The 20,942-nt window shown below is 52.1% G+C and carries 22 protein-coding genes; 11 read left to right on the top strand and 11 right to left on the bottom strand.

Going from position 1 to position 20,942, the window contains the following annotated elements; translation table 11 throughout:
• Positions 1-7: 7 nt before the first annotated feature.
• The 5 genes from uppS to rpsB all read right to left on the bottom strand — a co-directional run bounded on the left by uppS (position 8) and on the right by rpsB (position 4,045).
• Positions 8-784, bottom strand: coding sequence for a polyprenyl diphosphate synthase (gene uppS, locus ACTUJZ_RS07355; protein ID WP_463635648.1), 777 nt, complete (start codon positions 782-784; stop codon positions 8-10).
• A gap of 8 nt (positions 785-792) precedes the next feature.
• Positions 793-1,350, bottom strand: coding sequence for a ribosome recycling factor (gene frr, locus ACTUJZ_RS07350; RefSeq protein ID WP_463635647.1), 558 nt, complete (start codon positions 1,348-1,350; stop codon positions 793-795).
• 23 nt (positions 1,351-1,373) lie between these two features.
• A complete protein-coding gene (gene pyrH, locus ACTUJZ_RS07345) occupies positions 1,374-2,108 on the bottom strand; it encodes a UMP kinase (RefSeq protein WP_463635646.1) in 735 nt (244 codons plus the stop codon).
• A 216-nt stretch (positions 2,109-2,324) separates the two neighbouring features.
• Positions 2,325-3,197 (bottom strand): translation elongation factor Ts, encoded by an 873-nt coding sequence (gene tsf / locus ACTUJZ_RS07340; protein WP_463635645.1) that lies wholly within the window; start codon positions 3,195-3,197, stop codon positions 2,325-2,327.
• Between the two features lie 116 nt (positions 3,198-3,313).
• Complete coding sequence (gene rpsB, locus ACTUJZ_RS07335; RefSeq protein ID WP_463635644.1) at positions 3,314-4,045, bottom strand: 30S ribosomal protein S2; 732 nt, start codon at positions 4,043-4,045, stop codon at positions 3,314-3,316.
• Positions 4,046-4,395: 350 nt separating this feature from the next.
• Between rpsB and map the strand changes: the two genes are divergently transcribed.
• The 3 genes from map (at position 4,396) to dapD (ending at position 8,830) form a co-directional block, all read left to right on the top strand.
• Positions 4,396-5,190, top strand: coding sequence for a type I methionyl aminopeptidase (gene map / locus ACTUJZ_RS07330; protein WP_463635643.1), 795 nt, complete (start codon positions 4,396-4,398; stop codon positions 5,188-5,190).
• 167 nt (positions 5,191-5,357) lie between these two features.
• Positions 5,358-8,009: a [protein-PII] uridylyltransferase gene (gene glnD / locus ACTUJZ_RS07325; RefSeq protein WP_463635642.1), complete on the top strand. Its 2,652-nt coding sequence runs from the start codon at positions 5,358-5,360 to the stop codon at positions 8,007-8,009.
• Positions 8,006-8,830: a 2,3,4,5-tetrahydropyridine-2,6-dicarboxylate N-succinyltransferase gene (dapD, locus tag ACTUJZ_RS07320; RefSeq protein ID WP_463635641.1), complete on the top strand. Its 825-nt coding sequence runs from the start codon at positions 8,006-8,008 to the stop codon at positions 8,828-8,830. Before glnD ends, dapD begins: the two co-directional genes overlap by 4 nt.
• A gap of 63 nt (positions 8,831-8,893) precedes the next feature.
• Here dapD and ACTUJZ_RS07315 read toward each other — a convergent pair whose 3' ends face one another.
• From ACTUJZ_RS07315 to ACTUJZ_RS07305, 3 genes are read right to left on the bottom strand one after another with little or no spacing between them, the layout of a single operon-like run.
• On the bottom strand, positions 8,894-9,340 hold the full coding sequence (locus tag ACTUJZ_RS07315; protein WP_463635640.1) for a flavodoxin: 447 nt from the start codon (positions 9,338-9,340) through the stop codon (positions 8,894-8,896).
• Between the two features lie 26 nt (positions 9,341-9,366).
• Positions 9,367-10,104 carry a pseudouridine synthase gene (locus tag ACTUJZ_RS07310; RefSeq protein ID WP_463635639.1) on the bottom strand — a complete coding sequence of 246 codons (738 nt, stop codon included), beginning with the start codon at positions 10,102-10,104 and terminating at the stop codon, positions 9,367-9,369.
• A complete protein-coding gene (locus ACTUJZ_RS07305; RefSeq protein WP_463635638.1) occupies positions 10,101-10,415 on the bottom strand; it encodes a YqcC family protein in 315 nt (104 codons plus the stop codon). The genes ACTUJZ_RS07310 and ACTUJZ_RS07305 overlap by 4 nt, the downstream gene beginning before the upstream one ends.
• A gap of 108 nt (positions 10,416-10,523) precedes the next feature.
• On the opposite strand from ACTUJZ_RS07305, the gene ACTUJZ_RS07300 reads away from it, so the two are divergent.
• Positions 10,524-11,576, top strand: a complete 1,053-nt coding sequence (locus ACTUJZ_RS07300; RefSeq protein ID WP_463635637.1) for a DUF3549 family protein — start codon at positions 10,524-10,526, stop codon at positions 11,574-11,576.
• Positions 11,576-11,878 carry a DUF3301 domain-containing protein gene (locus ACTUJZ_RS07295; RefSeq protein ID WP_463635936.1) on the top strand — a complete coding sequence of 101 codons (303 nt, stop codon included), beginning with the start codon at positions 11,576-11,578 and terminating at the stop codon, positions 11,876-11,878. The genes ACTUJZ_RS07300 and ACTUJZ_RS07295 overlap by 1 nt, the downstream gene beginning before the upstream one ends.
• 809 nt (positions 11,879-12,687) lie before the next feature.
• Here ACTUJZ_RS07295 and ACTUJZ_RS07290 read toward each other — a convergent pair.
• Positions 12,688-13,335 carry a GNAT family N-acetyltransferase gene (locus tag ACTUJZ_RS07290; protein ID WP_463635636.1) on the bottom strand — a complete coding sequence of 216 codons (648 nt, stop codon included), beginning with the start codon at positions 13,333-13,335 and terminating at the stop codon, positions 12,688-12,690.
• A gap of 87 nt (positions 13,336-13,422) precedes the next feature.
• A complete protein-coding gene (locus tag ACTUJZ_RS07285; protein ID WP_463635635.1) occupies positions 13,423-13,782 on the bottom strand; it encodes a DUF3192 domain-containing protein in 360 nt (119 codons plus the stop codon).
• 241 nt (positions 13,783-14,023) lie between these two features.
• On the opposite strand from ACTUJZ_RS07285, the gene ACTUJZ_RS07280 reads away from it, so the two are divergent.
• Entirely contained in the window at positions 14,024-14,311 is a 288-nt protein-coding gene (locus ACTUJZ_RS07280; RefSeq protein WP_463635634.1) for a hypothetical protein, read from the top strand.
• A 35-nt stretch (positions 14,312-14,346) separates the two neighbouring features.
• Here ACTUJZ_RS07280 and syd read toward each other — a convergent pair whose 3' ends face one another.
• Positions 14,347-14,880 (bottom strand): SecY-interacting protein, encoded by a 534-nt coding sequence (syd, locus tag ACTUJZ_RS07275; protein WP_463635633.1) that lies wholly within the window; start codon positions 14,878-14,880, stop codon positions 14,347-14,349.
• Positions 14,881-14,973: 93 nt separating this feature from the next.
• Here syd and queF point away from each other — a divergent pair, with 93 nt between their 5' ends.
• The 5 genes from queF (at position 14,974) to ACTUJZ_RS07250 (ending at position 20,875) form a co-directional block, all read left to right on the top strand.
• Positions 14,974-15,813 (top strand): NADPH-dependent 7-cyano-7-deazaguanine reductase QueF, encoded by an 840-nt coding sequence (queF, locus tag ACTUJZ_RS07270; RefSeq protein WP_463635632.1) that lies wholly within the window; start codon positions 14,974-14,976, stop codon positions 15,811-15,813.
• Between the two features lie 61 nt (positions 15,814-15,874).
• Positions 15,875-17,389, top strand: a complete 1,515-nt coding sequence (locus ACTUJZ_RS07265; protein WP_463635631.1) for a sensor domain-containing diguanylate cyclase — start codon at positions 15,875-15,877, stop codon at positions 17,387-17,389.
• Positions 17,390-18,751 (top strand): nucleotide 5'-monophosphate nucleosidase PpnN, encoded by a 1,362-nt coding sequence (gene ppnN, locus ACTUJZ_RS07260; protein WP_463635630.1) that lies wholly within the window; start codon positions 17,390-17,392, stop codon positions 18,749-18,751.
• An 88-nt stretch (positions 18,752-18,839) separates the two neighbouring features.
• A complete protein-coding gene (locus ACTUJZ_RS07255; RefSeq protein ID WP_463635629.1) occupies positions 18,840-19,214 on the top strand; it encodes a DUF3192 domain-containing protein in 375 nt (124 codons plus the stop codon).
• Between the two features lie 8 nt (positions 19,215-19,222).
• On the top strand, positions 19,223-20,875 hold the full coding sequence (locus ACTUJZ_RS07250; RefSeq protein ID WP_463635628.1) for an HDOD domain-containing protein: 1,653 nt from the start codon (positions 19,223-19,225) through the stop codon (positions 20,873-20,875).
• The last annotated feature ends 67 nt before the right edge of the window (positions 20,876-20,942 follow it).

Raw genomic sequence — 20,942 nt, 5'->3', positions numbered from 1 at the left:
CTGACAGTTAACTAGGCGAAACACTTACCTGTTCACCGGTCAGACCAAATCGCCGCTGGCGTGCTTTGAAATCTTCAACCGCGGCCGCAAATACCGACTCGTTAAAGTCCGGCCACAGCACGTCAGTAAAGTAGAGTTCGGCATAAGCACATTGCCACAGTAGAAAGTTACTGATGCGCTGCTCTCCGCCGGTGCGGATCAACAGATCCAGTTCGGGCAACTGGGCGGTGGAGATATACTGGCCAAACACCGTTTCATCCACATCATCCAAGCGTTGTTCGCCATCGATCACCGCCTTCGCCATCTGCCGGGCAGCATGGGTGATGTCCCAGCGCCCACCATAGTTGGCCGCAATGTTGAGTACCAAGGCCGTGTTGTCCTGGGTCAGTGATTCGGCTTTGGCAATCTTGCTGCGCAACTTGTCATCAAAAGCCGATGTATCACCAATGACTTTAAGACGCACCCCGTTCTTATTCAGCCGTTTTACTTCGTTGTTCAACACCAGGTTAAATAACTCCATTAACACACTGACTTCTTCTTCGGGGCGCTTCCAGTTTTCGCTGCTAAAAGCGAACAAGGTAAGCGATTCAATTCCCGACTCGCGCGCAAAGCGAACCACTGAGCGCACAGATTCGACCCCGGCTTTATGGCCAAAGGTACGAATTTTTCCTTTTTTCTGCGCCCAGCGTCCATTGCCATCCATGATGATGGCAACATGGCGAGGCCCGTCGACATCGGGCTGAACCGGCGCGGGCTGAGCTGATTGAAACCGCTTCGATAACATGGCTGAGGTTAAACTTCCATTAACTCTTTTTCTTTTACCACCAGCATCTCATCCACTTTTTTGACAAAATCATTGGTCAATGTCTGGATGTTTTCTTCTGCTGCACGGCTCTCATCTTCACTGATATCTTTGTCTTTCAGCAAATCTTTGACATCGCCATTGGCATCACGACGAATATTGCGGATCGCGACCCGGGCTTGCTCTGCTTCTGCGCGAACCACTTTAATCAGGTCTTTACGACGCTCTTCGGTCAGCGCTGGCATCGGAATGCGAATGGTGGTGCCGGCACTCATTGGGTTTAGCCCCAAATCTGACTGCATGATGGCTTTTTCAACCGCTTGAGTGGCACTTTTGTCGAACACGGTCAGTGCCAGTGTGCGGCTGTCTTCGGCCACAACGTTGGCAATTTGCTTTAACGGCGTGTCGGCACCGTAATAAGACACCATAATGCCGTCCAATAAGCTGGGATGCGCCCGACCAGTTCGAATTTTACTTAGCTGGCTTTTCAGAGCACTGATGCTTTTTTCCATACGCTCACGCGCATCTAATTCGATTTCATCAATCACGATTTCTTCCTATTGGTTTTTAACTAGTTTTCGGCGTGGTCAATCAGGGTGCCTTCCGGCTCACCCATCACAACAGCTTTCAGACAGCCCGGCTTGTTCATGTTGAACACCCGAATCGGCAAGCCATGGTCACGGGCCAGGGTAAAGGCCGACAAGTCCATCACTTTAAGCTCTTTTTCAAGTACTTCCTGGTAGCTCAAGCGCGAATACATTTCTGCATCCGGGTTTTTCACCGGGTCGTCGCTGTACACGCCATCTACCTTGGTGGCTTTAAGTACGGCGTCAGCTTCAATTTCGATGCCCCGTAAACAGGCAGCCGAGTCGGTGGTGAAAAATGGGTTACCGGTGCCGGCAGAAAAAATCACCACGCGGCCCGACTTTAACAGGCTAATGGCTTCGGCCCAATTGTAGGCGTCACACACACCGTTTAATGGAATGGCCGACATCAGGCGGGCGTTCACAAAAGCACGGTGCAGCGCATCGCGCATGGCCAGACCGTTCATTACGGTGGCCAGCATCCCCATGTGGTCGCCCACTACCCGGTTCATGCCGGCACGGGCCAGGCCTTCACCGCGAAACAGATTGCCGCCGCCAATGACCAGGCCAACCTGGACCCCCAGCTCGACCAGCTCTTTAATTTCCTGCGCCATGCGATCCAGTACTTTGGGGTCGATGCCAAAGCCTTCTGAGCCCATCAGCGCTTCCCCGCTGAGTTTCAATAATATCCGACGATAGGCTGATTTTGGTGTGATGCTCATTGTTTGATATGTCCTCATGAACGCGGCTTGTCATAGTTCTCGGCTGATTCTTGCAAGGCAAGAATTAGGACAAACCGGCTTGGTTGCACTTTTGCTGCTAGCCCTTAGTGGGTCAACCGGCCGTGCAAGATGGCCTTTCACTTATAAAAAAGCACCTCCGAAGAGGTGCCCGTAGTGTATCTGACTATTGCCTTGGGCAAAAGTAGAAGGCTGGAATTATTTCTTCGCAGCTTCCATTTGCGCGGCAACTTCCGCAGCAAAATCTTCAGATTTTTTCTCGATCCCTTCACCCACTTCAAAACGGATAAAGTTTACAACATCGGCGTTGTTGCTTTTCAGCAATTCGCCAACGGTTACAGAAGGATCTTTAACAAACGGCTGGCCAGTCAGGCTGATTTCGCCAGTGAATTTCTTCATTCGGCCGGCAACCATTTTTTCTGCAATGTCAGCAGGCTTGCCAGATTGCATAGCGATTTCGATCTGGATGCCTTTTTCTTTTTCTACCACTTCGGCAGGTACATCTTCTGGCTTAACAAACTGCGGGCTGGCAGCAGCAACATGCATCGCTACATCTTTGGCCAGTTCTTCGTCGCCGCCAGTCAGCAGAGAGATTACACCGATACGGCCACCGTGGACGTACGCGCCCAGGTTGTCACCTTCTACCGAGATAACCCGGCGAGGAGAGATGTTTTCACCAATTTTAGCAACCAGGTTTTCACGTACAGTGCTAACTTTCTCGCCGTTCAACTCAGCATCGTTCAACGCTTCGATGTCGTTGATGTGCTGGTCGTGGGCCAGGTTCAGGATGTCGTTACCAAATTTCAGGAAGCCTTCGTCACGTGCAACAAAGTCTGTTTCACAGTTTACTTCCATCATGGTGGCGCGGTTGCCTTCAACCTTGGTCAGTATCACACCTTCAGCAGCAATACGGCCGGCTTTTTTGGCCGCTTTGGCTTGACCAGATTTACGCATGTTTTCAATGGCCTGTTCGATGTCGCCATTGGTTTCAACCAGCGCTTTTTTACAGTCCATCATGCCTGCGCCTGTGCGCTCACGTAGTTCTTTAACTAGTGCTGCAGTCACTGCCATTTTTCAATTCCTCAGCATTAATAATTTGAAATGGTAAAGGGGCGCTGTGCCCCTTAAAGATAATCTTCAACAATGCCCTGATGCCCATTGCTGCGCATGAGGGATACCAGCAGCGATTACTCTGCAGCTTCGACGAAATCGTCTTGCTCAGCCTGGCCTTCCAGGTTGTTATCGCGACCCGCATTTACCGCATCAGCAGCGGCATCAAGATACAGCTGGATAGCACGGATGGCATCATCGTTACCCGGGATCACGTAATCAACGCCATCTGGGTTAGAGTTAGTATCAACCACACCTACTACTGGGATACCCAGGTTACGTGCTTCTGTTACTGCGATGTGCTCATGGTCAGCATCGATAACAAAGATCGCATCAGGCAGGCCGCCCATGTTTTTGATACCGCCTAAGCTGTTTTCCAGCTTGTCCATTTCACGCTGCAGCATCAGTGCTTCTTTTTTGGTCAGCTTTTCGAACGTTCCGTCCTGGCTTTGCTGCTCCAGATCTTTCAGACGCTTGATGGACTGACGCACTGTTTTCCAGTTAGTCAGCATACCGCCTAACCAGCGCTTGTTGACGTAGAACTGATCACATTTTACAGCAGCATCTTTTACCGCATCGCCGGCTGCGCGCTTAGTACCAACAAACAGGATTTTTCCTTTTTTGCCAGCAACGCTTGACAGGTAGTTCATTGCATCGTTGAACAATGGAACTGTTTTTTCCAGGTTGATGATGTGAACTTTGTTGCGTGCACCAAAGATGAACGGCTTCATCTTAGGGTTCCAGTAACGGGTTTGGTGACCGAAGTGCACACCTGCCTTCAGCATGTCGCGCATAGAAACATTAGCCATGATTTTTCCTCTATATTGGGGTTAGGCCTCCATATACCCCTTGTATCGATCCGCCGTAGCAGACACCCCGATAGCAAGTGTCGGTATATGTGTGTTATTGATAAATTCGTACCCGATAATGCTGGTATCTACGTAGTCATACACAGAGACCGGCAAAACAGGCCGGCGCTTTATACCACGACCAGGGGCGCAACTCAAGCAAAAGCAGCCAGCCGCCGCCGGGCCGGCCACGCGGGTATCCTATACAGTGGGCGCACAACCCGTTAATATAGAGGCATTCGTGCTTAATGTTGTGGCTGTGGCCACGACATTAAGTTTTACAACATATTTTTGACCAATTGAGGATCCCGGTGGCTGCTACTATTAAAACCGCTGAAGAAATCGAAAAAATGCGCGTGGCTGGTAAGCTCGCATCTGAGGTGTTGACCATGATCACGCCCCACGTAAAAAAGGGCGTAACCACCGACGAGCTCAATACCATTTGCCATGACTATATTGTTAATGAACAAGGTGCCATCCCTGCGCCACTGAATTATGGCCAACCGCCGTTTCCAAAGTCGATCTGTACCTCGGTAAACCATTGCATCTGCCATGGTATTCCGTCAGATAAAAAGCTTAAAGACGGCGACATCATCAACATCGATGTGACCGTTATCAAAGATGGCTATCATGGTGATACGTCAAAGATGTTTATCGTCGGTAAGCCGTCAATCCTGGCTGAGCGTCTGGTGCGTGTAACTCAGGAATGTCTATACAACGCTATCAAACAGGTCAAACCGGGTATGCGCTTAGGCGATATCGGCCATCTGTGCCAGACCCATGCCGAAGCGCATAACTATTCAATCGTGCGCGAATATTGTGGCCACGGCATTGGCGCCAACTTTCATGAAGATCCGCAGATTGTGCACTATGGCAAGCCTGGCACAGGCGAAGAGCTGGTACCTGGAATGTGTTTTACTATTGAACCCATGGTCAATGCCGGTAAGCGTTATTCTAAGATCCTGCCTGATCAGTGGACTGTGGTCACCAAAGACCGCAGCTTAAGCGCACAATGGGAGCATACCCTGCTGGTCACCGAAACCGGCGTAGAAGTGCTGACGTTGCGCGAAGAAGAAGATCTCCCCCGGGTCATCAGCCACGCATAATCTCTCGGCTGCCTATCCTATCCGTCGCCGGGGTCTGCCGGCGGCTTGCTTATAGCCAATTCAATATATTTATGCAATTTCAATCTGCTGCTATGCGATTTCTGCCTGCTGCGCCTAGCCAGCAATCATGCTAAGGTGCAATTTATTTTTTCGGTTAAGGGTACACGATGAGTCTGCAAAAACTCATTGACCAGGTAGACAATATCGGGTCGGTGGATGATTTGCCCGCAATCAAGCAGTGCGTGCAGCATTCCTACCAGTGGCTGGACGAAGCCTTCGACACCAGTGCGGTTAATCAACTGGTGGCTGGCCGCGCCCAGTTTGTGGATGCCTTATTGATGCACCTATGGCATTTGCTGCGCCTGGATGAGGTGGACGATATTGCGCTGTGCGCGGTAGGCGGCTATGGCCGCGGGCATTTGCAACCCTACTCGGATATCGACCTACTGATTTTAAGCCGCAAATCCTTAAGCCCGGCCAATCAGGAGCTGGTGAGCCGCTTTATTACCCTATTGTGGGATATCAAACTGGACATCGGCCAGGCGGTGCGCACCATCAAAGAAACCGTGCAACTGGCCAAAACCGATATCACCATTGCCACCAATCTGGTGGAAAGCCGCTTGCTGATTGGCAATGAAGCGGTGTTTGAGAGCTTGCTGGAAGAACTCAACAGCCGCCGCTACTGGTCGAGCAAAGACTTTTTCACCGCCAAGTACGATGAGCAAAAAGCCCGACATGCCAAGTTCAACGGCACCTCGTATAACCTGGAACCCAATATCAAAGAAAACCCAGGGTGTTTGCGCGATATTCAGTCCATCGGCTGGGTGGCCAAAAAGCACTTTAAAGAATATGACGGCTGGAATCTGGTGGGACATGGCTATTTCACCGAAGAAGAACACAGTGAGCTGATCCGCTGCCGCATGCATTTGTGGCGGATGCGCTGCGCGCTGCATCTGGTGGCCGGGCGCAGCGAAAACCGGTTGTTGTTCGACTATCAGCCCGATGTGGCCAGCCGGCTGGGCTATGGTGAAGACGGTAAGCATTCGGTAGAGCGCATGATGCGGGATTTTTTCCGCACTGTACGGCGCGTCAGTGAACTCAACAAAATGCTACTGCAACGCTTTCGCTACGACATGCTGGGCCAAAATGTGGCGGTGCAGACCATCATTAACGACGACTACTGGCTGTTGGACAACATGATCGCGCCGCGGCGTGACAAGGTCATCGACAGCCCCGAAGCCATGCTGGATTTTTTGCAGGTGGTGGCCGACACACCCCAGGTCGAGGGGCTGGATACCGATACCATTCGGCAACTGCGCAATACGCGGCGCAAGTTCGAACACAGCTATTTTATTGAGCGCCCGGCCTGCCGGGACCGCCTGATGGCGTTATTGCGTCATCCCAGCTTTTTTGATTTTGCCTGGGATATTATGCATGAATATGGCATTTTGCAGGCGTATCTGCCCGAGTGGGATAAGATCGTGGGCATGATGCAGTTTGATCTGTTTCACGCGTACACGGTGGATGAACACACCCACCGGCTGGTTAAACATATTAACCAGTATTTTACCCGCACCAATCAGCCGTTCCCGCGCTGCAGCCGCATTGTGCGTAATCTGGATAAACCTGAACTGCTGTACATCGCGGCCATTTTTCACGATATTGCCAAAGGCCGTGACGGTGACCACTCAGTGTTAGGGGCCGAAGATGTGGCGCAGTTTTGTGCGCTGCACGGCATTGAAGAAAAAGACAGCCGACTGATTGTATGGTTGGTGGAAAACCACCTGCTAATGTCGGTAGTGGCCCAGCGCCGGGATATTTACGATCCAGATGTGATCAACGAATTTGCCACCACAGTGCGCAGCCATAATCATCTAAACCAGCTGTATGCATTGACGCTGGCCGATATCCGGGCCACCAATGACAATCTGTGGAATGACTGGAAAGCCTCATTGTTACGCGAGCTTTACCTGATGACTCAAAAAGCGTTGGATAATGGCTTGCAGTGCCGCGCCACGCTGGATGAGCGGGTTGGCATGCACAAACAGTTGGCTCGCCAGTTACTGAACGAAAGTGGCGCGGACCAGATGCAGATTGAGGTTTTGTGGACACGCCTGGATGATGATTATTTTGTCCGCTTTAAGCCCGCTCAAATTGCCTGGCATACCCAGGAAATTATCAATGCGGAAAACAGCCTGTTCGAAGACGACCCAGATACCTTACTTATTCGGGCCAATGACGAGATTGCCAAAGGCGGCACCGAGATCCTAATCTACGGCAAAGATCGCCAAGCGTTATTTGCCCAGGTTGCCTCTGTGCTAGACAGTAGAAACTGCTCTATTCATGATGCGCATATCACTGTAACTCGTGATGGCTATATGTTTGACAGCTTACTGGTGCTTGAAAATGATGGTAGCCGACTCAGTTCAGAGCGTCGCACGCAGGATCTGGAACAGGCTATCTGGCAGCAGCTTAACCGCCCTGGCTTTGCCCATAGTAATCACCGTAAGCTCCCCCGCCAGATGCGCCAGCTAGATGTACCGACCAAGATCCGGTTTTTTTCACTGGGCGAAGACAGCACCTTGGTGGAGCTGGAAGCGCTTGATGCACCCGGTATTCTGGCCAAGGTCGGGCATGCCTTTGTGGATTGTAATGTGACCCTGAAACTGGCCAAAATCGCCACTATCGGCGAGCGGGCTGAAGACATTTTCATTGTCAGCAATGACCAGGGCCAGGCACTGACTCAGGACCAGCAGGTCACCTTAAAAAAACGTATTTTGTTTAAACTTGATCAACTTGAAGATATCAACATACCATGACTGAACTACAGACCATCATTGAAGACGCGTTTGAACAGCGCGATAGTTTATCTCCCTCCTCTGCCTCAGAAGATATCCGCAATGCGGTAACCCAGGCCATAGATGCCTTAAACAGTGGTGAAGCCCGCGTGGCCGAAAAAATTGACGGCCAGTGGACTGTGCATCAGTGGCTGAAAAAAGCCGTACTATTGTATTTTCGCCTGCACAACAATGATGTGATTGACGGTGCCGAGAGCCGCTTTTTTGATAAAGTGCCGTTGAAATACCGCCACTACACTGCCCAGCAGTTCGCTGATGAAGGTGTACGCATTGTGCCGCCGGCGGCAGTACGTACCGGTTCATTTGTGGGGCGCAATGTGGTGGTCATGCCCTCCTATGTGAATATCGGTGCTTTTGTGGATGAAGGCACTATGGTCGATACCTGGGCCACCGTAGGCTCGTGCGCGCAAATCGGTAAAAATGTGCACCTGTCCGGCGGTGTCGGCATCGGTGGCGTATTAGAGCCGCTACAGGCTAACCCGACTATCATTGAAGACAACTGCTTTATCGGCGCGCGTTCAGAGATTGTAGAAGGCGTGATTGTCGAAGAAGGCGCAGTAATTTCTATGGGTGTATACATTGGTCAGAGCACCCGCATTTATGATCGCGAAACCGGTGAAATACATTATGGTCGTGTACCGGCGGGCTCTGTGGTAGTGCCGGGCTCACTGCCTGGTAAAGATGGCAACTACAGCTTGTATGCTGCCATTATTGTGAAAAAGGTTGATGCCAAAACCCGCGCCAAAGTCGGTATCAATGCACTACTGCGAAGTGCTGAGTAATATCAACGGGGTTTAGCCGGCAGATACAAAAACGGTCACCCTGAGGTGACCGTTTTTTTGGTTTTAGCCAAATAATTTGTCTTTTATACCGTTGACCCAGTCCACCACATCCTGCTCCGGATCTAAGGTTTCAATCGCGTCCACTTCCAGCATGTCGGCTACCGGGCGGGCTTGCAGTTCACTTAGCAACTCATGAAAATGCCGCCCCGCGCCACAAAAATTTTCGTAACTGCTGTCGCCCAGACCAGCCACCGCAAATGGCTTGTCGGTTAGCATGGGAAACTCATCTTTTAAATCCATATAGGTGAATTCCAGATTCGGTGGAATATCACCCTGGCCAGTGGTGGACGTGATCACCAGGATCGCGTCTGACTCAGTAAAATCTGACACTGCCGCATCGGCAAACAATTCACATTCAAAGCCCTGGGTGGATAAGCTTTCTTCTACCTGCTCGGCCACATGTTGGGCATTGCCATACACGCTGCCGCAAAAAATTCCCAGTTTTGCCATAATACAAACAACCTCGTGGTTTAATTTTAAATCGGTGAGACCCGGTAAGGCTGCCAGGTCTGTAATAATTCCTGCATGGCCAAACGCGGGCTGGCTTCAATTGCCACCTGCCGGCCAGTGTGTGGATGTGTAAACACCAGTTTGGTACAAGTTAAGGCCAATTTTTCAAAACCAAACCGGGTGCGTAAAAATTTATTTTGTTTGGTATCGCCGTGGGTGCTGTCGCCCACAATCGGATGACGCAGATGCACCATGTGGCGGCGCAGCTGATGCTTTCTGCCGGTACAGGGGATCAGGCGCACCGTGCTATAGCGCGAGGTGGCATAACGGCCCGACGATTCCGGCAGCTCAAAATGCTGCAACGGGTGGTACAGGGTCGTGGCCGGCTGCGGTGCAATCTGGCCGCGATCCTTGTCCGCATATTTGTCAGGGCGAAAACGCAACGCATAATCAATATAGCCACTGGCTTTGACAAACCCCCGCACAATGGCGAAGTATTCCTTTTTGACCGCCCGCGCCATCATTTGTTTCCCCAATGCACTAGCGGTATGACCGTCAAAGGCAAACAGCAGCACCCCGGAGGTGGGCCGATCCAGACGATGCACCGGATACACATGCTGGCCAAGCTGGTCACGCAACCGCTGAACTGCGAACTCTGTTTCATGCTTATCAATGGGGCTACGATGGACCAGTAAGCCGCTGGGCTTGTCGATGGCAACCAGCTGTTCATCCTGATATAGCACTGATAAGGCTGCGCTGTTCATGACGTTTGACTCAGGTTGTCTAACATCAACAATCGATGCAGCACCTGCGGATGCGCACGCCCGAACACCTGCTCCGCCATCGGGGTGACCGCCATCGCTGGCGGTAGTTGCTGATGGGCGTGAATATAGCGGCGAAGCTTGGGTATAAACACAAACTGCAGCCATTCTTCCAGCGCCAGCGTGTCCACAGCAAATGGCTGAGTGGAAGCCAGCGCCTCCGGTGACGGGCGCTGTTCACCCCATAGGCCGGCGCGCTGCAGCGCCTCTGCCAAGGCATCCAGATGGTCAAGATAAACAGTTGTTACTGACATACACATACAATCAGGGAAAAACGGGCGCGCAGTATAACATAGTCAGGTCGCTGGTCATCGGCTGGCGGCAGCGCTACACTAGGCGCTTTTTAGGATGCCGGGGATAGTATGAGCGCGCAGACCATCGAATCAATCAGCGAATTTTTACTGCATGCGGGCACGAACTTTCAGGTCTTCGACATGGGCCGCCAGTTAGCGCCCATGGATGCCCAAACCTTTATGGACATCGAAAACGGCATGATGACAGTGCCGCAGCCCCGGCAGCGACATGCCTGGTTTGGCATTGTGTTTTGGAACACCAGCCAGCCGGCGCACGAATATATCTGGTTTATCAAACTGCCGGTGGATGAACAGGGCCTGCTAGTGACGGCCAGTCGCAATCACTTTTTACAAATCATTGTGGATGCGCTGGGGCAGAGCCTGACCGATGAGGGGGAAGATGCCCAGACACTGCCGGACAATCCATACAATTTTGTGCCCACTCAAACCCTGATGGCCCAATTCAATGCCTTTGTGCGTTATGAACTGGACAAGCCGGCCTTCGCCGGTACAGACCAGGTCAACGCCTATTTGCGAGAACCACAGCAGCATGACTGGCAGACGCTGTCGATGCAGGCTATTGCCGATGTGGCATTGCAACTGGATGATCCTGAGCTGGCTCAGACGCTGATTGACCAACAGCATCAGCTGGCAGAGGAATTTTTGATTGCTCTGCTGGGCGCAGCAGAAGCCGGTCCGTTAGCCCCAAACCTGCGTGATCATTTATGTGAACTGGTGGCTACCTTAGAGGCCCAGGATGCCTTACACCTGGCCGCGCTGCGCGCACTGGCCTCTGCGCATCCGGATATGCAAATCCAGCAAAGCCTGGCACGGCTGCTCAGCGCGCCGAAGGGCTGTTCAGTGGATACGTTAAGTGTGATTGCCGGGCGTCATTTTCGCCAATTCACGCCGGCATTGACCAAACTGTTCTTTGAACAAGCCGCCCGGGCAGATGCCGACGGTTCGTTCGATGGCGCATTATTTGCCGGTCTGTTTGCTGATTTGGTGCAGCTGCCCGGACTGCGTAATCTGGTGCTGGGGCTACTGCGCACCACCGATGGCAGCGACCAGCTGACCGTGGCGATCGGCACATTGTTAAATCAAACCAAAGCGCAACGATGATGAGTTTAGGCGATGTGGTTGTCTGGCTGGTGCTCATTGGTGTAGCTGCACAGTTTTGGCGGATTCGAAGTATCAGCGAGCAGGCCAGCCACCAGATCCGGCATTATTGTGACACCCATAAGCTGCAATTATTGTCGGTGGCTCGCCAGCGTACCCGGTTGACGTGGCGCACTGGTAAACCTGACTGGCTTTCCGTTTTTGTATTTGAATTTTCCGGCAACGGTGAAGATCGGTATGGCGGCCAGGCAGAGTTTGTTGGTAAGCGGTTGTTGCGCACCCAGTTACCACCTTACCGAGTGTGAGTGACCGATTTCTCGCTTGCGCTTATGCTGCAGGCACAAAAAAAGCGGTAGTCTAAGGCTACCGCTTTTTTCGATTCATCCAGATCCGTCTGCGCAATCCTTTGAAGACAAAAAACACAATTCCTTTGTTAACCACAATCTAAAATGTGGCCTTGCCCATGGGGTGTTCGACCGTGAACCCCGTCCTTCTACGCGCCATACCTGAACATCCTGTTCAGCGGCCAGATCCGTTGGCCCGTGCGCGTGGTATCATCCGTGTCCCTTGTCCATGGTCACTGAACTGCTCCGTGAATTCAGTTTTCGCATCCTGCGAGGTCCTGATGGTGCATCCTGCCTGTCCCTGATGGCTAGTCAATTAGCCCCTGTCATCCTGACAGTTCCTACTCTACCCCGTCCTGAGGTAACAATCCTTTAGCTGCGTCCCTACAGCACACTTCATCCTGAAGGGGTCCCTGATACGTCCCTGACTGACATCATCCTTAATGTCAAAATCCATTCCCCTACGGTCCATATAGGCATGCCCTGTTCCATAGGATCCTGTTCGTGTGTCTTCCAGACTCGTCGTGTATCCGTGTGACAATTAATATAGTACTTCTCAGGAAATTCTTTGCGACAGACAATTACAAAAAATTTATGTTCCGGTTACGTTCAAATCCATACGCAGGTTCAAAAGCAATGTAAAAACAAAGGGTTTAGATTATTTGCACGTAAAAGCGTCAGCAAAAAAAGTATAAACACTTACAAGATTGTGCGATATCTCTTACAAACTTTGTGGTAATTGCGTACAGGTAATATGTTGCTGGTCTTGTCTATCCGGCTGCTGGTCGGGATTTATACAGAATATCGCCATTAATATCGGCTACCGTCAACGGGGTGACCGCGCTAAAGCCGGTATCTTCAAAAAACGCTTTATAACTAGCGGAGGTGGCAAAAACACCAATACCTTCGGTGGCGGGGTGTGCTTCAACAACACTGTCTACTGCCTCCATCAATAGATGTCCAAGACCATGATGCTGATGATCCGGATGCACCCCCACCAGCGCCAGCATGTGAAAATGCCGGGCTGGAATGGCATCGATAATCTTGTTTTCTTTTTCTATCAGCTGCTGAGTGCTGACCCAGCCGGCGGTGAGCATCATTTTGACCCGCCAGTGCCACATCTGCGCCGGCGCAAAACCAGCATCCGGCACCACCAGGCAAGCCACGGCTAGCAGGCGAGTATCATTAAACAGCCCCAACAAAATCTGATCAGAATCCCAAAATGCATTCAGTTCTTCGCGAATGGCACTGCGCAAACGCGCATCATAATCTTCTTTTTGTGCATCGAAGATAGCGCTGAAGACCGGGTCGTCAAAATACGCATTGTATAAAATAGACGCAGCGACATTTAAGTCGTCGGCGCTTAAAAACAAGGCTTTAACCTGGGCGGGATCGTAACTGGCAGAAGGGTGGGTCATTGCAGGCTCCGATGGCTGAAGGTGATACAAAGATCACATGCTGTGGTCAAATAATAGCCACCAACGCCTGCAAAAAGAAAGAAAAGATTAGATCAGGTGAGCAGCGCCCTGCCCCCAGCCCACCAGCTGACCATTTTTAAATACAAGTGGAGTACACTCATCTTTGGTCGTGATGCCGTCATCGGCGGTACGCTGGGTGCGGTAGTAAAGGATGCGATAGGTGGCATCTTCACGTTGTTGCAGTTCACTAAAATCGGCCACGCCCATTCTACCAACCACAGTCTCATAGGCCGCGCCCATATCCAGGTTAGCGATATGGCGACGGTTGTTGAACTCCCGCTCTTCCCAGTCAGCACTGTAGCTACCATTGTGGTCATCCACTGAGATGATACAGCCAGACAGGGTTAACGGCGCGCTCAGAGCCAGCAGAAAAGCAAGATGTTTCATGAGTGTTTCCTTATTAATGTTCAGAGTCTTCCGGCCAGATACACGCGCTAACCGTAGCATCGTCAGACAGAAGTTGTTGTTATTAGACACACCACTCTATCAAGATACCTGCCAAAACGTAAACCTATGAATTTATTGGGATTTAAAAAATCACCACTGGCCAGATTATTAATGTTTTGCGTAAAATCACTAAAATTTAGTAAATTAGGCCGTATCGAAGATTACGAAACAAGGAACCTGTATGTCCTCTTTATCCATGGCCGAACTGGTGCAGGTGTGCCAGCAAATGCAGCGCGCCGGGCAGACCCCTACAGTAGCGATGCTGCGCGCCAAGGCGCCGGTCAAAGTCAGTCTGGCGCAGGCGATTGAAGCGATAAAACGGTTTCAGGCCAACCCGCGAGCCGCTGCGCCCACAGAAGCCGCCTCGGCGGCGACCTCGACCCGCCACACCGCTACACTGGAGCAGCGTGTGGCTACCCTGGAGCAGCAGGTGGCCCAGCTAATCGCGCGCCTGGAGCAGGCAAACTAAACCGTAGTTAAAGCCAGAGGCGGAATGGCGCCGTGTTATACCGCCGGGGTCAGACTATCAAGAAAACTTGCCAGGTCTGCGGCCAGCACCTCAGTGTCGGCTTTGCCCACCCGTTCCAGCAGTACCTGGCCGGTCTGATTGTCCACACTTAGGATCAGCTCGTCCTGATCAGTAAGGCCAAAAAACAGCGTTTCGGGTTGCTTCAGGCGGCGCTTCATGAGCACGTGGCCAATCAGATTTTCCTGTAAGCGGGCCACATCATCGGCGTTAATTGCCTGCAATAACTCACACGGGCCCTGCGCCGCACTGGCCGGCAGGTTCATGGCGTAATAGCGGCTAAAAAAGGTACATAACTGGGCGTTTAAGGTGATGCCTAACGCTTCTTCCACATTGGTAAAGCTTGCCGGCGGCTCCTGGCGCACTGGTTGCCACTGCACCTGGTTTTCAGCATCAGGCGCATCGGTCACACACGGGGTCGGCCAATCGGGCTCATATTCAGCCATCAGTGGGCCGGCCTGTTCAAGCTGGACCATAAAACGGTCCAGACTGGCTTCAATTGCAGTTGTCATAAATTAAAAATTATCCTTTTGCAGACTAATTTTTGCCTGCCTAATCAGCTATGATGGGGTCATTCTTATTAGTGTACGTGTGAATGAAGTATCATGACAAATCCCACTGATTATGACCTGACCGGCACCTTGACGCTGGGCCAGAAAGTGGCCTATGAAGCACATTACAATCCCGCTTTGCTACAGGGCGTGCCGCGCGCCCTGAGCCGCGATGCTCAGGGCATTGATGGTGCTGCGCTGCCCTTTAGCGGGCTGGATACCTGGACCGGCTATGAATTGTCCTGGTTAACCCCCAAAGGTAAACCCCAGGTGGGGATTTTGGAATGCCAGGTGCCAGTCACTTCAGCCAACCTGATTGAATCAAAATCTTTTAAGCTGTACCTCAACAGCTTTAACCAGACCCCATTTGCCTCCCGCGAGAAAGTCGCGCAGACCCTGAGCCAGGATTTATCCGCCTGTGCGGGCGAAAAAGTAGAGGTAAAGGTTATGCTGCCAGCAGAGTTTGATGCTCTGGCTGTCCACACATTGCCAGGAGACAATATTGACGAGCAGGATATCAGCATTGATACCTACTTACCGGATGCCAGCCTGCTGGCTGTCTCGGATAACGTTGTCAGCGAAACCCTGACCAGTGATTTACTAAAATCTAATTGCCTGATCACCAGCCAGCCTGACTGGGCCAGTATTATGATCCGTTATCAGGGTCAGGCGCTCGACCGTGCCGGCCTGTTGCGTTACCTGGTTAGCTTTCGCCAGCATAATGAATTCCACGAGCAATGTGTGGAGCGGATATTTTGCGACCTTGCAGCCCTGCCCGGCATGCAAAAGCTCACTGTGCTGGCCCGCTATACACGTCGCGGCGGGCTGGATATCAATCCGTTCCGCTCCAATTTTGAAGCGCCTTATGCAAACTTGCGCACTGCGCGCCAGTAACAGGCAAAAATATTAAGATGTGTCACACTTAAAGTAGACTGTAAGCCAGGGAATCGAGATATTGACGGCATCCAAACAGGTTATCGCACTTAAGCAGTACAATGAATTGCTCACCCAATTTATCGTGCGACTGACGGTATTTTATCAGGGGTATTCAGACGAGCTGGACGCCGAGCTCAGTACCCTGCGCAGTCATCTTAGCGGCCAGGCTAACTACAGCCTGGCGCAGGTGAGTATTACCAAACTTAGCCCCCTGCTAAGCACCGACACCCAGTTGCTCCAGCAAATTCGCTCCAGTAGTGTGCAGCAGATAGAAGACGCCGTGCAGCAAGTTTTGCCGCATGTGGAGCATGAAGCCAGTATGCGGCGGCTGGCTGGCGATGTAGTGGCCCAGGCGCGCCAGCCTAGCCAGAATCTGCACCAGTTGTTGCAGCTGTGCCTGCGCACGGTGGCGCTATACAAAGGCTTTTCTCAAGCCCAGCCTGCACCGCAGGCGGCCAATGACGCACAATCCGGTGAGGCAGAACAGCTGATGGCCAGCCTGCGTGAAGAGCTGGCCGAATTACTGCTCAGTTACCGGCGCCAGCACCCGGGCAATACCCAGCTAAGTGCGCTGAGCCAGCAAATTGCAGATGGTTTAAGCAGTGAAGCCCTGCTGAATGTATGTCTGGCCATATTGCGTCTGGTAGTCAAAGACTCAATGCATGAAGCGGTATTTTCCGGCAAGGTGATCAACAGCATTCACGCCGCCCTGGGCTCGCTCAATCACTGTGTCAGCTCCAGCATCGACTTATCCAAAGAAAGCTTTGATGCGCACCAGACTGCCGCTAAGCGGTTACGTGGTCAGCTCAGCACATTTGCCGACATGGTGAAAAACTCTCAAACCCTGGAAGGGCTCAAGCAAGTCAGCCAGCAGCAGCTTGAGGCAGTAGGCACCACCTTGCAGCAGGGTCAACAGGTCGACGCGCAGCATCAGCAGGCACTGATGGCGCAACTTAATAGCATGCGTGCCCAACTGGACGAGCTGCAAAAGCAAACCGATTTTTATCGCAAAAAACTGGCTCGCCAGACCCAGGCCAGCCAGACCGACCCGCTGACCCAGCTGCCCAACCGCCAGGCCTATGATGAACTAATCAAATCGTTGACCCAGTCAGTCGATGCCGGCTCCCCCAATCTGGCGCTGGCCATTATGGATATCGACCACTTTAAATCGGTCAACGACCGCTTTGGCCATGCCGCCGGGGATAAAACATTGCAAATCGTTGGCAAAAAGGTCAAAGAAGCACTGGCTCCGGAAGATTTTATCGCCCGCTGGGGCGGTGAAGAATTTGTGCTGGTAATCCCCGGCACCGATCGTGAACAGCTTTTTTGTAAACTGGAGGAGTTGCGAACCCGAGTCACCCGCTTGCCGTTTAAGTTCAAACAACAACGGGTTACTGTTACCGCCTCATTTGGGGGTGCCTGTTTTTGTCATGGTGAAAAGCCCGAAGAGGTGTTCGAGCGCGCCGACCAACATCTGTATAAAGCAAAAAAAGCCGGCCGCAATTGTGTTGTCATCGACCAGGACGATGTATAAATGAAAAAACTGCAGTTAAATCCCCTTGGCTGGATGAGCCAGCTATCTCAGATGGAAGTAGCCCAACTTCAGGATACTACCCACAGTGCACTGTATGATGTGTTTCGAAACTGCTGCCTGGCTGTCCTTAACAGTGGTGTGGACGAGGATAATTACGAGGTGTTGTTTGCCCCGTACGAAGATTTTGATGTCAAGCTGGTACGCCGGGAGCGCGGCGTCAAAATTGAGTTGATCAACCCACCAGAAGTAGCGTTTGTAGATGATAAGCTGGTGCGCGGGGTGCATGAGCATTTGTTTGCCGTGCTGCGCGATATGCTGTTTATGGGCAATAAGTACGATTTTGTCCACGAAAAGGTAACCACCGACAATCAGGGTACCACCGATATGGTGTTTGATATGTTGCGTCACGCCCAGGCCCTGGCAGGCAACGACGAGCTGAACACCATAGTGTGCTGGGGCGGCCATTCCATCAACCAGCACGAATACAAGTATACCAAGGAAGTGGGCTATCAACTGGGCCTGCGGGAAATGAATATCTGTACCGGCTGTGGCCCTGGCGCCATGAAAGGCCCGATGAAAGGCGCTGCCATTGGCCACGCCAAACAACGCTTTAGCAATGGCCGTTATATTGGCATTTCAGAGCCCAGTATCATTGCTGCCGAGCCACCCAATGCTATCGTGAATGAGCTGATTATCATGCCGGACATTGAAAAACGCTTAGAAGCGTTTGTTCGTTTTGCTCACGGTATTGTGATTTTCCCAGGGGGGGTGGGCACGGCCGAAGAGCTGTTGTACCTACTCGGTATCTTAATGAACGAACGTAATGCCCAGCAGCCCATTCCGGTGATCCTGACCGGCCCGGCTGGCACCGAAGGTTATTTTGAAGCCATTGATGAGTTTATCGGCGCAACCTTAGGCCCGCAGGCGCAAAGCAAATACCAAATCATCGTGGATGATCCGGTAGAAGTTGCGCGGGTGTTATCACAAAGCAAAGCCAAGATTGAGCAATACCGGCGTGCGGTGGGCGACTCATTCAGCTTTAACTGGTCCCTGAAGATTGATGAAGCTTTTCAGGTACCCTTTGTGCCAACTCACGACAGTATGGCCGCGCTGGAGCTGCATCAAAACCAGAACGTGGCACAGTTAGCTGTGGTATTACGCCAGGCATTTTCGGGGATCGTTGCCGGCAATGTTAAAGCCGAAGGCGTGCGCCAGATTAAGGAAAAAGGCCCCTTCCAGTTAACCGGTGATGCCGGGCTGATGCATCGCATCGATACTCTGCTGCAATCGTTTGTCGCGCAGCATCGAATGAAGTTGCCCGGATCGGAATATGTGCCCTGCTACACCATCACCCAGATGTAGCCTGACGCATTGTGTTACGATTTATGGTTTCCTTCTTCACGGCTTTTTAAGTAAACTATTTGGCGATTTTAAAAACAAGTGAAGAAGGATGAACAGCAAGGTTATTCGGCTGATTCTGGCAGGGGCTGCGGCGTACATTGTGTTTGTGTTTATGGTGATCAGTTTTTATCCTGATAAGCCGGAAAACATGGATTGGCAGGACCGCGAAGAATACAACAAAGTACAAATTACCAAATTATCTCTGGGCACCACCCGCGAGGAGGTGCTGGCGCTGCTTGGCTCACCGGATATTACCGAAGCCAAAATGGACAGTGATAACTCCATTCAGGTGATGTTTTATCGCACCCAGCATGTGCGGGCAGATGGGATCACGACGCTGGATGAGTGCACCCCGTTATTGTTTGAAAACGATCTTCTAATCGCCTGGGGTGAAGGCGCCTACCAAAGTTACCTCAAAAGTTAAGGGCAGGCTTGGTCAAAGACGACTACCACACATTATTGCGGCAAAGTCAGATAGCCAGCAAAGCCATTGCCCGTCAGGGCAAATTGCTGGATGCACTAAACACTGCATTAGGCATTGCTAAACAACTGATTCAATTTTGCCGCCAGCATCCTCAAGCGGCCCTGGTGGCAGTGAATACGGTGCGACAGGAGCCCAGCGTCAGCGCTCCTTTACCGCTCAAAACAGCATTGATTGCCACTGTACTGGGTCAGCGAAACCGGTTTAACGATCATTATCTGCAGCATCTTGTAGGCGCCACCTATCTGTTATTTTGCTGTGCCAGTTATCACAAAGATACCGCCCGCCTGCATTTTGATACCAGCCTGCTGCAAGGTCTCAAGCAACGAGTCAGCAGTGCCCGGCTGGCTATCTGGCAACAGGTGTTTGCGGTTTGCCCGTTACTTGGCCGGCCGCAATTTGTGCGTTATTTAAAAAGTCCGGTACTAACGCAGGCCCAATGGTGGGTGGTAAGCTGTGCTCACATCAGCGTGCATTTCCAGCAGCGCTTTTTTCCGGTCTTGCGGCAAATCGTACAGCACTCACCGGCGCGTCGCGAAGCATTGGTCCAACCCTGGCTGGCTTTTCCCGGTGACATCTGGCCCGGCGCACAGCTTAGCGCCCAACCTGAGACCCGCGTGGTGCTGGCCAAAACCGCGCAGCGCCATGCCATCGTCACACTTCAGCAAACGCAGCTGTCGCTGGACTGGCAAGGCGTGCCCGGTGGCAATCCCATCCGCTTTGTCAGTTTTAATCAGTGGTATGAGTGGGCTCAACGCTGCATTGAGGAGCTCAAGCCGGCCGAGGCTTATAAGCCTGGCGGACGGGTTTATCCATTGAGTCATCCGCCGGCGTCTTTAGTGCAGATTATTGATGACTTGCGCGACCCGGACCTGGCCATCAATAAGCTCACTGCCAGGCTGGAAGCAGAGCCCGCTTTTGCCCGGGCCCTGACAGCGGCGGCCAGTGTGGACAACCGCCTGGGCTTGCCGGTTAGTGATATTAAACAAGCTGTGCTGACCTACGGACTGGACCGGGTGGGCGACATGTTGATCCGCGAAGCTCTGATGCAACGCCTGTTGCAACATTATTTCCCGCTGGCAGAGACCTGCCTAACACTGTTGGATGTCAGCGCCAATCTGGCCTCACACATTGCTGCAGATACCACCACCCAGCTTACGCCCCAATCGGCGGGCCTGGTCAGCACCTTTTTGCTGGCGCCATTATTTAGTCTGCCGGCACTTAAAGTGTTACCGCGGTTTGCCCATCAGCCTCGTGCTTTGCACGATATCAACACGCTAGTGGCCTTAAAAACACCCCATTCGTTTAGCCAGTTTGCTGCAGAACTGGCTGTCAGCTGGCATTTGCCCGGTCTGCATCGGGCCATCATCCATCAGATGGGCAAGTACCCGTCGGCAGTGAGTGAGGGGGTCGGCAAAGAAGCGGCCGTGATTATGCTCAGTCTGCTGCAGGCCCGCTGTTGGCTGTTTAATGGCGGCACACTGGATGACACATCGGCGGAGGCCCAGCGTCAGTGCATGCATTTGCTGGGTTTGAAGCCGCAGGCGCTAAGCGCTTATCGTACCCAATTGAGCGCGCGCCTGGCCTTACCGCTGCTTGACTGAGTCGCCGGGATCGGCGCGAAAGTGAATTGCTACTAGTGTGCACGGCGTGGATACTATAAAATACGCG

It is taken from the genome of Alteromonas sp. WD8-37, assembly GCF_055326825.1.
Note: the sequence above shows the minus strand (reverse complement) of the source record. Positions and strands in the feature narration are given on the sequence as shown.